The organism is Pseudomonas sp. BT-42-2 (assembly GCF_025847435.2).
In the GTDB taxonomy this organism is placed as follows: Bacteria; Pseudomonadota; Gammaproteobacteria; order Pseudomonadales; family Pseudomonadaceae; genus Aquipseudomonas; species Aquipseudomonas urmiensis.
The window spans coordinates 18,300-32,394 of sequence record NZ_JAOYTM010000009.1 but is presented as its reverse complement, the minus strand read 5'-3'; the positions used below and the strand labels follow the sequence as shown (position 1 = coordinate 32,394).

Genomic DNA, 14,095 nt, shown 5'->3' with positions numbered 1-14,095 from the left:
AAACCTCATCATGCACATTGCCAACAAACACTTCATCGTCAGCGGCGCAGCTTCCGGGCTGGGCGCGGCGACCGCACAGATGCTGATCGAAGCCGGCGCCAAGGTAATGCTGGTCGATCTCAACGCCGAAGCGGTAGCGGCCAAGGCCCAGGCGCTGGGTGAGCAGGCGCGCTACGCGGTCGCCGACATCAGCGACGAACAGGCCGCCAAGGCTGCGGTGGACGCTGCCGTCAGCGCCTTTGGCAGCCTCCACGGGCTGATCAACTGCGCCGGTATCGTCGGCGCTGAAAAGGTTCTCGGCAAGCACGGGCCGCATGGCCTGGACAGCTTCGCCAAGGTGATCAACGTCAACCTGATCGGCAGTTTTAACCTGCTGCGCCTGGCCGCTGCGGCCATGGCCGAGGGCAAGGCGGGTGAAGATGGCGAGCGCGGGGTGATCATCAACACCGCTTCGATTGCCGCCTACGACGGCCAGATCGGCCAGGCCGCCTACGCCGCCTCCAAGGGCGCCATCGCCAGCCTGACCCTGCCAGCGGCGCGCGAGTTGGCGCGCTTTGGCATCCGCGTGATGACCATCGCCCCGGGCATCTTCGAAACCCCGATGATGGCCGGCATGACCCAGGAAGTACGCGACTCGCTGGCCGCCGGGGTGCCGTTCCCGCCGCGCCTGGGTCGAGCTGACGAATACGCAGCGCTAGCTCGCCACATCATTGAAAACAGCATGCTCAACGGCGAGGTGATCCGCCTCGACGGTGCCCTGCGCATGGCTGCCAAGTAAGGAGAATTGCTCATGACCCTCGCCAACGATCCGATTGTTATCGTCAGTGCTGTGCGCACGCCCATGGGCGGCCTGCAGGGCGATCTGAAAAGCCTGAGCGCGCCACAGCTGGGTGCTGCGGCGATTCGGGCCGCTGTCGAGCGCGCAGGCATCGATGCCGCCAGCGTCGAGCAGGTGTTGTTCGGTTGCGTGCTGCCGGCAGGCCTCGGCCAGGCGCCGGCGCGCCAGGCGGCACTGGGCGCAGGCCTGGATAAAGGCACTACTTGCACCACCTTGAACAAGATGTGCGGCTCAGGCATGCAGGCGGCGATGATGGCCCATGACCTGCTGCTGGCAGGCAGCGCCGAGGTGGTGGTCGCTGGCGGCATGGAAAGCATGAGCAATGCCCCGTACCTGCTGGACAAGGCCCGCGGTGGCTATCGCATGGGGCACGGCAAGATCATCGACCACATGTTCCTGGATGGCCTGGAAGACGCCTACGACAAAGGCCGGCTGATGGGCACCTTCGCCGAGGATTGCGCGCAAAGTGGTGGGTTCAGCCGGCAAGCGCAGGATGCCTTCGCCATCGAGTCGCTGACCCGCGCTCAACAGGCGATCAAGAACGGTCGCTTTACCGCTGAGATCGTTCCGGTGGAGGTCACCGAGGGCAAGGAAAAACGTTTGGTCAGTGATGACGAGCAGCCGCCCAAGGCGCGCCTGGACAAAATCGCGCAACTGCGTCCGGCGTTCCGCGAAGGCGGTACGGTCACTGCGGCCAACTCCAGTTCGATTTCCGATGGCGCCGCAGCATTGGTGCTGATGCGTCGCTCTCAAGCTGAACAACGTGGCCTCAAGCCGCTGGCGGTGATCCATGGCCATGCGGCCTTTGCCGACACCCCGGCGCTGTTCCCCACCGCGCCAATCGGCGCCATCGACAAGCTGATCAAGCGTACCGGCTGGGCCCTGTCCGAGGTCGATCTGTTCGAGATCAACGAAGCCTTCGCCGTGGTCACCCTGGCGGCCATGAAGCACCTGGACCTGCCGCACGCCAAGGTCAACATCCATGGCGGCGCCTGCGCCCTGGGCCACCCGATTGGCGCGTCTGGTGCGCGTATCCTGGTCACCCTGCTGTCGGCGTTGCGCCAGAACAATCTGCGCCGTGGTGTCGCGGCGATCTGCATCGGCGGCGGTGAAGCGACCGCCATCGCGGTCGAATGCCTGTATTGAGGTGAAACATGCTGGTCACTGACGAACAACAACAGATTGCCGATGCGGTGCGTGATTTTGCCCAGGAGCGGCTGAAGCCTTTCGCCGAACAATGGGACAAGGAACATCGCTTTCCCCGCGAGGCGATTGACGAGATGGCCGGGTTGGGTCTGTTTGGCATGCTGGTGCCTGAGCAATATGGTGGCAGCGATACCGGTTATGTGGCCTACGCCATGGCCCTGGAAGAGATCGCTGCGGGCGACGGCGCCTGCTCGACCATCATGAGTGTGCACAACTCGGTGGGCTGCGTGCCGATTCTCAAATTTGGCACAGAGCAGCAAAAGCAGCAGTTCCTCGCGCCGCTGGCCAGTGGCGCGATGCTCGGTGCATTCGCCCTCACCGAGCCGCAGGCCGGCTCCGACGCCAGCAGCCTGAAGACGCGGGCGCGGCGCGATGGCGAGCACTACGTGCTCAACGGCAGCAAGCAGTTCATCACCTCCGGGCAGAACGCCGGAATAGTGATCGTCTTCGCCGTTACCGATCCTGAGGCGGGCAAGCGTGGCATCAGCGCATTCATCGTGCCCACCGATTCACCCGGTTATCAGGTGGCGCGGGTCGAGGACAAACTTGGCCAGCACGCCTCCGATACCTGCCAGATCGTCTTCGATGATGTGCGCGTGCCGTTGGCCAATCGCCTGGGCGAGGAGGGGGAGGGCTACAAGATCGCCCTGGCCAACCTTGAGGGCGGGCGCATCGGTATCGCCTCGCAATCGGTCGGCATGGCTCGCGCCGCATTCGAGGTGGCGCGTGATTACGCCAACGAGCGCCAGAGCTTTGGCAAAAAATTGATCGAGCACCAGGCGGTGGCCTTCCGCCTGGCCGACATGGCCACGCGCATTGCTGTCGCCCGGCAGATGGTGCTGCACGCTGCGGCCTTGCGCGACGCGGGGCGCCCAGCGCTGGTAGAAGCCTCGATGGCTAAGCTGTTTGCCTCGGAAATGGCCGAAAAGGTCTGTTCGGATGCCTTGCAGACCCTGGGCGGTTATGGCTATCTGAGCGACTTCCCGCTGGAGCGCATCTACCGCGATGTGCGGGTTTGCCAGATCTACGAAGGCACCAGCGACATTCAGCGCATGGTCATTGCGCGCAATCTTTGAAGGAGCAGCCTGCATGTCTTTTGAAACCATCCTGTTGGACATCCGTGGCAAAGTCGGCCTGATTACCCTCAACCGGCCGCAGGCGTTGAATGCACTGAACGCGCAGATCGTCAGTGAGATCAACCAGGCGCTGGACCAGTTGGAGAAGGATCCGAACATCGGCTGTGTGGTGCTGACGGGCTCGGCCAAGGCGTTCGCCGCTGGCGCCGACATCAAGGAAATGGCCGATCTGACTTACCCGCAGATCTACGTCGATGACCTGTTCAGCGACGCCGACCGCATCGCCAATCGGCGCAAGCCGATCATCGCTGCGGTGTCTGGCTTTGCCTTGGGCGGCGGCTGCGAACTGGCGATGATGTGCGATTTCATCCTGGCCGCTGACAACGCCAAGTTCGGTCAGCCGGAAGTCAATCTTGGCGTATTGCCGGGTATGGGCGGCACCCAGCGCCTGACCCGTGCGGTGGGCAAGGCCAAGGCCATGGAGTTGTGCCTGACGGGTCGCCTGATGGGCGCCGAAGAGGCCGAGCGCGCTGGCCTGGTAGCACGTGTGGTACCGCAGGCAGAACTGCTGGAGGAAGCCTTGAAGGTGGCCGCGACCATCGCCAGCAAATCGATCCCGGTCAGCATGATGGTCAAGGAAAGCGTCAATCGCGCCTTCGAAGTGACCCTGAGCGAGGGTGTGCGCTTCGAGCGCCGGGTGTTCCATGCAGCCTTTGCCACCGAAGACCAGAAGGAAGGCATGGCGGCCTTCGTTGCCAAGCGCGAGGCGCAGTTTAAAGATCGCTGATGTCGCGCACACGCACGGTCGGCCAGCGCCCCCGTCTCCTGGTCGGGGGGCCGGGCGAGGACTGGCCGTAGCCGGATCCGGTCAAGGTTCAAGTCGAAAAGAAGTAACGCTGCGCGGCAGCTGCGGTTATTGGCGCGCGATACACCGCAACCGGCCTGCCGGTCACGGGGTCGTTGGCCTGCTGGCCGGCGCTATGGCGCTGCGCCGCTGTTTTCAGATGACCTACGGTGAACTGTGCTCTGGCGGTGTTGTTGGCAGCATAGTGAAAATGCGCGAACCACAGCGGGCGCCCCTGGTAATTGATGGCGTACTCATCGAGGTAGTCGTCTGGCCTGCCTTTGACCTTGGCCAGGCGAGTGCGTGTCCCGATGGGGCTGACGGTCACCTGATGGTTGTCGATCAGATACTGCACTTCGGCCATGCGAGGGCGCTGGGCAAGCGCGGCGCGAGTTCGCAGGGTGATGGCTTGCTCATCGAAGTGCCTGGCAAGGGTGTCGAGCGCCTGGATCATCTGGGCTGCACTCTCACCGTCGCCAGCTTCATCGACCTGATTGTGCTCGGTCAGGCGCTGTTCGATGGCGCTAACCTGAGCCCGCAGTTTGTCGCGCTGATGATGGACTAACTCTTCGAGCTCGATCGGTAAGTAGCTACTAGCGCTGTAGGCGCCAAGCCTTTGTACCTCTGCACGGGCACGATCCATCAAGCGGGTGCTCTCGCCAAGCAGCTGCGCCAGCGCTTGGCGGTTGCGCGAAGGCGCTGCTGCCGTCGCTGCAACCTCACGCCAGGCGCCTTGATCGAGACGGTAGGTTTGCGCCGGACTCTGCCCGTCGGGGCCGGCAATTTGCACGATGTTACTGTCATTGGCGCTCGGCTCTCCCAGAAGCAGACCATGCTCGCTGGTCTCGATCAGCCCGGGCAAATTGCGTCGCAGCTGGGCGAGGGTCTTGACTGGAGGATAGTTGGGCAGTTCGCCCAGGTCTTGGGTCACCCTGCCGATGACGGAGTCCAGCGCCTGATCCAACCGCGTCAGGGTCTCTAACGCCGCGGGCGTTTGCTCGTACAGTGGCATGAGGTTGCCCAACTGGCGCTTGGCGGCGTTGAATTGCTCATGGATGCTGCGTAGCAGGCGAACCTGCACCTCTTCGCTCAGGTCATCGTGTTCGAACAGCTTGATGCGCTGGCCGATGCCCAGTTGGATGTTGGTCCAGCAGCGCTCCAGCCAGAAAGCGGCGGCGTCGTCAGTCACGCCATGCACCAGAATCATTCGGTTGACCAATGATTCCAGTTTCATGAAGCGCAGTATCAGGGCTTTCTCGGGCCCGGCATCGACCCAGCATGCCTGGCGATGTGCATGGGCAATATCGGAGCGCGTGCGGCTGGCCATCTTGCCCAGCTCCAATTGGCGCGCTTTGAGCGCATCGATGTTGCTGATCCTTTGCTCGAGCAACGGCGCCATTTCGTTGAGCCGGTCGGTTGCGTTGGCCAGCTCGGCAGGGCTGAGCACAGCTCCGGTTCCCTGGCGCCGGGCCAGTGCCAATAGCTGCTCGCGCTTGGGCTTCCACAGCTTGCGCAAAATCAGCTCGATCAGTTGCAAGCACAGGCTGTCTTGGTGCAGGCCGTGGGCGCGCACGGTCGCATAATCGGCCAACGGCATAATGGCATTACGGGCGTCGGCGTGATGCACATGTTCGGACCAGGCTGACGAAACTGTCCTGGCGGAGATCAGGCAGCTATTGAGTACGCTCTGTTCGCTGGTGCTATTGGCCAGGTTGGTGACGACCTTGAGCTTTTGTTCCCACAGTTTACTGGCAGCCATTTCTTCATCGAGCTGGACATCGAGTGGCTTGCACTGCTCGGCCAGCCGCTGTTGACGTTGGCGCAGTCGTTCGTCCAATGGCATGCCGCCGCGCAGGCGCAAGCTCAGATCCAACTGCCAGCGCCCGGATTCGTCGCGCCTCAACCAGGGGCCATAGGTCTGTTCAGGTGTCTGCGCGGCGATGCGTACCTGGTTCTGTTGAGGATCGAGCATAACCGGGTAGACCTTGCCTTCCACGACCGCCCAGAGGCTGTCCTGATGCAGGTAGAGGCCCCATAGAGGGCCATGGGGGATGGCGCTGCCCAGTTCATGGTAGCTGAGTGTCGACTGCAACTTCGCCAGCGCCGAGCGTTGGGTGGCTGACAGCGCAGGTTGCGCCTGTGCCCAGCGCAAATCCAACATGGCAGGCAGCGTCGAGGGCTGTTCCTGGGCAAGCGGCTGATCGGGTTGCAGGGGCTGGACCTCGACCGGCTGAGCAGGTTCATCCAGCTCCAGACGCATGCGGAACATCGAATGGGAAAACAATAGCATCGCGACATTGAGCAGCAGATTGACCAATGCCAGGCGCTGCTCGCCAGGGGCGGTTTGCGGCTCGAGGTCAACGTACTCGGCCAGGGCCACTTCCATCTGAGCCAGCCAGGCTACCCTGCCCAGGGTTTCACCGGCCAGTGGCAGCAAGGTGTTGAATAGCAGCCAACTGAGCTCTTTCCAACTGTTCCAGCGCGTCTGGGCACTGGTAGCGGAGTGTTCGCGAAAACGCTGGATGGATTCCTCGACACAGCCTTGATACAAGGCCTGAGCCGGGTCACTTGCGGGGGCGTCGGTGGCCAGCTCCACCGGGGGCGGGGCGCCGAAGGGTATGGCGCTGGTGTCATCCAGTGGGTAGAACAGGTGCGGTTCAACGAACCCGCCATGGGCGTATACCTTGCGATCAACGGCCGGCAGCCGCTGCAACAGGTCATCTTGCAGTGGGCCGGGGGTGCTGATGGCCACGAACAAGGCCATACGGTCGCTAAACGCCAACAGCGATTGCCGATGCAGCGGGCGATACAGCAGGCAAGGTGTATGGCCGGGGCGCAGGGGTTCGATCAACCAGGTATTGAGCGGATGATCGGGGGCTGCCCCTGGCGACTTGATGAAGGCGAGCGGCCTGAGTACCCAGCGTAGCGCCTCCTCGACCGGCACTGGGCTGAAGACCTGGGCGATGTGGTCTGCGGCATCGACCCCGATGTCCTCGCCGCGCAGGTGCAATTCCAAGGCCAGGGTTGGCAACTGTGAGCGCAGTTGATTGGCTAGCAGGCGTTGGCGGTGTTGGCGCTGGGACGGGTCATCGAGCAACTTCGCGGTGAGCATCTGCGGGTAGCGGGTTGCGATGTCGAGCTGGGTGATGAGGGTGCGTACATAGGCTTCGTTCATCCAGCTCGGCAGTGCCTGGTCGGTGCTGGACAGTAGCTCGACCCGACCGGGCTTGAGCAAGCCCAGATTGCCGATGGCCAACTGGGCCAGGGAAAGCTCTACGCTGCGCACTTCTCCTGCGACGAATGGCGCACCCTGTGCGGGGCTGGCGGCGGCAACGGCCTGGTGATTGATGACCCGCACCTGCATGGGATCCAGCGGCTGGCCAGGGTGATCAAGGGCAAAGCGCGCCGCCAACGCCTGGTTGGCGAATTGTTCGGCAGTGGCGACGTCGTCGAGCCAGAACTGGCCGTTGGCATCCTTGTAAGCCTGTGCCACGTTCAACAGCAGGGTGCTATAGCGTATCAACGGTTGGGCCTGGGCGTCGCGCAACCAGTCCGGCAGTTGGCTGATCAAGCTTTGCCGTTGTTCGGCTTCACTGGCGCTACACAGGTCGAGCATGGCCGTCAGCCGATCAAGGTCCAGCGCAAGGGTGAGGGCGTCCTGGCGAGTGCGATAGCGCGGAGCTAGTTGATCGATCAGGTTGAGTTGCTGATTGAACAGGGTGCTGGCCTGGACCTCGAACACCTGTCCCAGCGACGGTTCGATAGATACGTGGCGTGGCAGGTCTGCCGCTTGCGCAGGCCATTGCCTGGATATGGCGCTGAGCAGTGCTTGGCGCGAAGCGAATGGGTAGAGGATTCCCCCCAAGGTGTACAGCAGGTGAACGTTACGTTCTGGGCTTTGGCCAGGGTGTTCGATCAGCACGGCGCTGGCCATGTCCACATCTATGAAACCAGCTTTCGCGAAGTCCAGTTGCAGGTTCGACACGCTCAGGTTTCGGGCATTGGGCCGCAGATTGCGTTGGGCGGGGTCTGGATAGCGCTGCACCAGGCGGGCGAGGCTGTTGGCGAAGGATGACTGGGCGTTGTCTGGCTGGCTTGAATCGATGGCCAGCTTGAGTTGCTCTTGCAGATGGTTGGCGTACCAGCCCCAGGGCGTTTGCCCGCTGCGGTCAAACTGGCTCCAGTAGCTGACCAGGGCCTGTTTGTAGATATCAAGCAAGAACGGCGCACAGGCGTTGATCAGCGTTTCAACCTTGTGCAGATCGACGTATACCTTGCCGCTGGGGTCACCATCTTCGCGCATTGAAAGGCTGTCTTCACCCTCAATCAGGTTGAGGGTGCGGCGCAGACAGAAACGCTCCACTACCACCTGGGGCAGTGGGCGTATCCAGGTAAGGTCGGCTGATTCGCGGCTGACCAGGTAGATGAACAGCGGATCATAGCGGTTGCTTATCCGCTGCGCAGACCACTGCTGGCGAAGCATGCCGGTGGCGACTTCCAGCAGCGTCGGACGAGAACTGAAGCGTTTGGCGACCTGGCACTCCAGAGCGCTGTATTGGGCAAGGCGTTGATGCAGATCCATGAGGGTTCCAGCCGTTGTTGATGGACCTGCATCAAGCCTTTGAGCCCGAGTTGATGGGTGTTAACCGGTTGATACCAAGGAACCAGTCAAGTGCGCCCATCGGCTGATTCGTCGGCGCGGCCGGCGTCCCTAGAATCCAGACACCGCCTGTCAGCGCGACAGGCCCAGTCCAGCCGAGGCTCTTCCCATGATCTACGCCGCACCCGGCACCCCCGGTGCCCTCGTTCAGTTCAGATTGCGCTATGGCAACTACATCGGCGGTGAGTTCGTTGCGCCGGTTGCCGGTGAATACTTCACCAATTCATCACCGGTCAATGGCCAGCCGATCGCTGAGTTCCCCCGTTCCGGCGCCGCTGATATCGAGCGTGCGCTGGATGCCGCCCACGCCGCTGCCGATGCCTGGGGCCGAACCTCGGTGCAGGAGCGCTCGCTGATCTTGCTGAAGATCGCCGACCGCATCGAGGCCAACCTTGAAAAGCTGGCGATCACTGAAACCTGGGATAACGGCAAGGCCATTCGCGAGACGCTCAATGCCGATGTGCCGCTGGCGGCCGATCACTTTCGTTACTTCGCCGGCTGCATCCGCGCCCAGGAAGGTGGTGCTGCCGAGATCAATGACGGCACTGTGGCTTATCACTTCCATGAACCGTTGGGGGTGGTTGGGCAGATCATCCCGTGGAACTTCCCGCTGCTGATGGCCGCCTGGAAGCTTGCGCCGGCCTTGGCTGCGGGTAACTGCGTAGTGCTCAAGCCGGCCGAGCAGACCCCGCAATCGATCACCCTGCTGGCCGAACTGGTCGGCGATCTGCTGCCTGCCGGTGTATTCAACATCGTCCATGGCTTCGGTCGTGAAGCGGGCGAGGCGCTGGCCACCAGCAAACGCATCGCCAAGATCGCCTTTACCGGCTCCACCCCGGTAGGCTCGCACATCATGAAGTGCGCAGCCGAAAACATCATTCCCTCCACTGTGGAGTTGGGCGGCAAGTCGCCGAACATCTTCTTCGAGGACATCCTGCAAGCCGAACCTGCCTTCATCGACAAGGCCGCCGAAGGGCTGGTGCTGGCGTTCTTCAACCAGGGCGAGGTGTGTACCTGTCCGTCGCGGGCGCTGGTGCAGGAGTCGATCTATCCGCAATTCATTCAGGTGGTGTTGGAAAAGATCAAACAGATCAAGCGCGGCAACCCGCTGGACACCGCGACCATGGTCGGCGCCCAGGCCTCCGAGCAGCAGTTCGACAAAATTCTCTCCTACCTTGAGATTGCCGAGCAGGAGGGCGCTGAACTGCTGGCTGGCGGCCAGGCCGAGCGACTTGAGGGTGAGCTTGCCAGCGGTTATTACATCCAGCCGACCCTGCTCAAGGGTAACAACCAGATGCGCGTGTTCCAGGAGGAAATCTTCGGTCCGGTGGTCAGTATCACCACCTTCAAGGATGAGGCCGAGGCGCTGGCGATTGCCAACGATACCGAGTTTGGCCTCGGGGCCGGGGTGTGGACCCGCGACATCAACCGCGCCTATCGCATGGGACGGGGGATCAAGGCTGGCCGAGTGTGGACCAACTGCTACCATCTGTATCCGGCCCACGCCGCTTTCGGCGGCTACAAGAAATCCGGCGTAGGCCGTGAAACCCACAAGATGATGCTCGAGCACTACCAGCAGACCAAGAACCTGCTGGTCAGTTACGACATCAATCCCCTGGGCTTCTTTTGATCGGTATGGGTAGTAACCGGTCCTAAAGTAGCAATGGCAGTGCACCGGAAACGGTGTATCAATAAACGCACCGCAATCTCGTGGTGCCAGAAGAGGATGAACCTATGTGGAAAAAGCCCGCGTTCACTGATCTGCGTATCGGTTTCGAAGTGACCATGTACTTCGCCAACCGTTGATCCTCCAGGCGCCGGTCGCTGTGTGCGGCGGCCGGCGCTCACCTTGATTACAAACCCTGCTGGATGCTTTAGGCTCAGGAACACTACGACAAGAACAATAGGCGTTGCATGAGCCCGAATCTGAGCCAGTTGCGCAAGTTCGTCTCCCCCGAAATCATCTTTGGTGCCGGTTGCAGGCATCATGTCGCCAACTACGCCCGCACGTTCGGTGCGCGCAAGGTGCTGCTGGTCAGCGACCCGGGTGTGGTGGCTGCCGGATGGGTCGCCGATATCGAAGCCAGCCTGCAAGGGCAGGGCATCGACTACTGCCTGTACACCGACGTCTCGCCCAATCCCCGGGTCGAAGAAGTGATGGCCGGCGCCGAGCGTTACCGCAGCGAACAGTGCGATGTGATCGTCGCCGTGGGCGGCGGCAGCCCGATGGACTGCGCCAAGGGTATTGGCATCGTGGTCGCCCACGGCCGGCACATTCTTGAGTTCGAAGGGGTCGACACCATTCGCGTGCCGAGCCCGCCGCTGATCCTGATCCCCACCACGGCGGGCACCTCTGCCGATGTTTCGCAGTTCGTGATCATTTCCAACCAGCAAGAGCGGATGAAGTTTTCCATCGTCAGCAAGGCGGTGGTGCCGGATGTGTCGCTGATCGACCCCGAAACCACCTTGAGCATGGATCCGTTTCTGTCTGCCTGCACCGGCATCGATGCCCTGGTACATGCCATCGAGGCATTCGTCTCTACCGGTCACGGGCCGCTGACCGACCCGCATGCGCTGGAGGCGATGCGCCTGATCAATGGCAACCTGGTGCAGATGATCGCCAGCCCCGACGATATCGCCCTGCGCGAAAAAGTCATGCTGGGCAGCATGCAGGCGGGCCTGGCGTTTTCCAATGCCATCCTCGGTGCGGTGCATGCGATGTCGCATAGCCTGGGCGGCTTTCTCGATCTGCCGCATGGGCTGTGCAATGCGGTGCTGGTCGAGCATGTGGTGGCGTTCAACTACAGCGCCGCGCCAGATCGCTTCAAGGTGATCGCCGAAACCTTGGGTATCGATTGCCGTGGCCTGAACCATGAGCAGGTACGCAAGCGCTTGGTCGAGCATCTGATCGCCCTCAAGCATTCGGTGGGCTTCCATGAAACGCTTGGCTTGCACGGGGTGGGTAGCAGCGATATCCCGTTTCTGTCGCGTCACGCCATGGATGACCCGTGCATCCTCACCAACCCGCGCAACTCCAGCCTGCGTGATGTCGAGGTGGTGTATGGCGAGGCCCTCTGAGCCCAGCGCCGACGCCCTGGCTGGGCTGCTGGGGTTGTCCAACCACACCGTGCGCAAGAGCCATTACCCGGAACTGGCGGTGCGTCTGGAAGAGTTGGAGGCAGAGCGCAATCGCTACAAGTGGCTGTTCGAGCACGCGGTACATGGGATCTTTCAGGCCAGCCTGGAGCAAGGCATGCGGGCGGCTAATCCTGCCTTGGCGCGCATGCTCGGCTTCGATCAGCCGCAGGCGCTGCTGTTCTCGCGCAGCGACCTGGCCAGCCTGCTATTCGACCGTGGCACTGATGAATTGCAGGAAATTGTCCAGGTGCTGCAGCGCGAGCATGCCCTGCTGGGCTATGAGACCCGCTTGCGCCGGCGTGACGGCAGCAGCATCGACGTGTTGATGAACCTGCTGCTGCGTCCGGATGAGGTGGGGGTGGTTGAGGGATTTGTCGCAGATATCACCGAGCGCAAGCAGGCCCAGGTCCATTTACAGCAACTCAACGACCAGCTTGAGCTGCGGGTCGCCGAACGCACCAACGAGCTGATCGAGGCCCGCGACGCTGCGCAAGCGGCCAACCTGAGCAAGGACAAGTACCTGGCCGCCGCCAGTCATGACCTGCTGCAACCGCTCAACGCTGCCCGGCTGCTGATCTCGACCCTGCGCGAGCGGCCTTTGGCCCAGGCAGAAGGGGTGCTCGTCGAGCGGGCCCACCAGGCGCTGGAAGGCGCCGAAGACCTGCTCACCGACCTGCTCGACATCTCCCGCCTGGATCAGGCGGCGATCAAGCCTGACCTGGACTTCTACCGCCTGGACGATCTGCTGCTGCCCCTGGATTCGGAATTCCAGTCGGTGGCCGAGGCGGCAGGGCTGGCCTTGCGGGTGCGGGGTGGCCAGCGTGTGGTGCGTACCGATATGCGCCTGCTGACGCGCATCCTGCGTAACTTCTTGAGCAATGCCTGCCGTTATACCGAGCACGGTCGGGTGCTGATGGGCTGGCGCCAGCGCGGTGAGCGGCTGCGCATCGAGGTCTGGGACAGTGGCCGGGGTATCGCTGCGGACCGGCTGCAATCGATCTTCCTGGAGTTCAACCAGCTCGATGTCGGCCGTGCTGTCGACCGCAAAGGCGTGGGTTTGGGCTTGGCGATCGTTGAGCGCATAGCGCGGATCCTCGATTGCCGCATCGATGTACGTTCATGGCCTGGGCGCGGCTCGGTGTTCAGTATTGAAGTGCCGTTATCCAATGAGCAGCCCGCCCAGGGCAGCGTGTCCCTGCCCCAGGCCAGTGTCGGCGACCCGCTGCCGGGGCGGCGCCTGCTGGTGCTGGACAATGAGTTGAGCATCCGCCAGAGCATGGCTGCGCTGCTCGCCCAGTGGGGATGCGAGGTGGTTACTGCGGGGGATCTGGACGAATCGTTGCAGGTGTTGCAGGATCGCCCTCCAGAACTGGTGCTGGCGGACTTTCACCTTGACCATGGCCTGACCGGCTGCGATGTGGTCCGCGACTTGAGGTCGCACTTCGCCTGCGCCATCCCTGCGGTGATGATCACCGCCGATCGCAGCGAGCAAAGTCGGCGCGCCATGCAGCGGCTCAAGGCACCCCTGCTGAACAAACCGGTCAAACCGGGCAAATTGCGTGCGGTCTTGAGTCAATTGTTAGGGTAGGGCTGGCCATAAGTAGGAGATATCTGGCCGATGGGCGGATTCCGCGTCATTTCGGACAATTGCGGCCCAATCCCTGTTGCCCCGTGCGACGTGTCGCCTTAGACTGCCGCCCCCTGTAAAAGAGTGCCGGTTGGCGCTTGAAGAATTCCGTTGCCCTCGCACTGGCGTGGGCGACATTTGAATCGCCCAAATGCACATTTTTTCATAGAGAAATCGATGACCAAGGAACAGTTGCTGGCCATGTCGGCCGATGACTACATGAACGCTGAACAGCTGGAGTTCTTTGCCCAGCTGCTGCAAGCGATGAAGGTAGATACCCACGAGCGCATCGAGCAGAGCCGCATTACCATTGAAAGCCTGGATACCCCTTCGGACCCAGCTGACGTGGCATCGGTCGAGGAAGAGCGTCACTGGCTGGTCAACGGCATCGAGCGCGACCAGCGCTTGCTGCCGCAGCTGGAGATGGCCCTGGGCCGAATTGGTGACGACAGCTTTGGCTGGTGCGAAGACAGCGGCGAGCCAATTGGCCTGCAGCGCTTGCTGATCAGCCCGACCACCAAGTACTGCATCGAAGCCCAAGAGCGCCACGAGCAGATCGGCCGCCACCAGCGCCAGATCTGATCCAGCGTTTGTCGCATGGCCCCACGGAGCGATCCCTGGGGCTTTTTGCGTTTTCTTGCCCGCCCATGGCCTTTGCGTCGTAGCTGCCGGCCCCTGCGCGGGCAAGCCCGCTCCCACAGGCACT

Annotated in this window: 10 protein-coding genes; 9 read left to right on the top strand and 1 reads right to left on the bottom strand. The window is 62.3% G+C overall.

All coding sequences use genetic code 11. The features are described from left to right. The first annotated feature begins 10 nt into the window (after nt 1-10). Genes OIU19_RS10365 through OIU19_RS10350 form a run of 4 tightly spaced genes read left to right on the top strand, consistent with a single transcriptional unit; the run spans nt 11 to nt 3,907 of the window. Nucleotides 11-778 carry an SDR family NAD(P)-dependent oxidoreductase gene (locus OIU19_RS10365; protein WP_264234926.1) on the top strand — a complete coding sequence of 256 codons (768 nt, stop codon included), beginning with the start codon at nt 11-13 and terminating at the stop codon, nt 776-778. Between the two features lie 12 nt (nt 779-790). After that, nucleotides 791-1,984 (top strand): acetyl-CoA C-acyltransferase, encoded by a 1,194-nt coding sequence (locus tag OIU19_RS10360; protein WP_264234925.1) that lies wholly within the window; start codon nt 791-793, stop codon nt 1,982-1,984. An 8-nt stretch (nt 1,985-1,992) separates the two neighbouring features. Beyond that, nucleotides 1,993-3,120: an acyl-CoA dehydrogenase gene (locus OIU19_RS10355; RefSeq protein ID WP_264234924.1), complete on the top strand. Its 1,128-nt coding sequence runs from the start codon at nt 1,993-1,995 to the stop codon at nt 3,118-3,120. A 13-nt stretch (nt 3,121-3,133) separates the two neighbouring features. Continuing rightward, on the top strand, nt 3,134-3,907 hold the full coding sequence (locus OIU19_RS10350) for an enoyl-CoA hydratase (RefSeq protein WP_264234923.1): 774 nt from the start codon (nt 3,134-3,136) through the stop codon (nt 3,905-3,907). An 88-nt stretch (nt 3,908-3,995) separates the two neighbouring features. Here OIU19_RS10350 and OIU19_RS10345 read toward each other — a convergent pair whose 3' ends face one another. Continuing rightward, nucleotides 3,996-8,546, bottom strand: a complete 4,551-nt coding sequence (locus OIU19_RS10345) for a DUF6543 domain-containing protein (RefSeq protein WP_264234922.1) — start codon at nt 8,544-8,546, stop codon at nt 3,996-3,998. Between the two features lie 187 nt (nt 8,547-8,733). Here OIU19_RS10345 and OIU19_RS10340 point away from each other — a divergent pair, with 187 nt between their 5' ends. The 5 genes from OIU19_RS10340 to OIU19_RS10320 all read left to right on the top strand — a co-directional run bounded on the left by OIU19_RS10340 (nt 8,734) and on the right by OIU19_RS10320 (nt 13,971). Continuing rightward, nucleotides 8,734-10,254: an aldehyde dehydrogenase family protein gene (locus tag OIU19_RS10340; RefSeq protein ID WP_264234921.1), complete on the top strand. Its 1,521-nt coding sequence runs from the start codon at nt 8,734-8,736 to the stop codon at nt 10,252-10,254. 104 nt (nt 10,255-10,358) lie between these two features. After that, nucleotides 10,359-10,430, top strand: a complete 72-nt coding sequence (pqqA, locus tag OIU19_RS10335) for a pyrroloquinoline quinone precursor peptide PqqA (protein ID WP_009394664.1) — start codon at nt 10,359-10,361, stop codon at nt 10,428-10,430. 108 nt (nt 10,431-10,538) lie between these two features. Beyond that, nucleotides 10,539-11,702, top strand: coding sequence for an alcohol dehydrogenase-like regulatory protein ErcA (gene ercA / locus OIU19_RS10330; RefSeq protein ID WP_264234920.1), 1,164 nt, complete (start codon nt 10,539-10,541; stop codon nt 11,700-11,702). After that, nucleotides 11,686-13,350 carry a NahK/ErcS family hybrid sensor histidine kinase/response regulator gene (locus OIU19_RS10325; RefSeq protein WP_264234919.1) on the top strand — a complete coding sequence of 555 codons (1,665 nt, stop codon included), beginning with the start codon at nt 11,686-11,688 and terminating at the stop codon, nt 13,348-13,350. The genes ercA and OIU19_RS10325 overlap by 17 nt, the downstream gene beginning before the upstream one ends. 216 nt (nt 13,351-13,566) lie before the next feature. Then, complete coding sequence (locus OIU19_RS10320) at nt 13,567-13,971, top strand: TraR/DksA family transcriptional regulator (RefSeq protein ID WP_264234918.1); 405 nt, start codon at nt 13,567-13,569, stop codon at nt 13,969-13,971. The last annotated feature ends 124 nt before the right edge of the window (nt 13,972-14,095 follow it).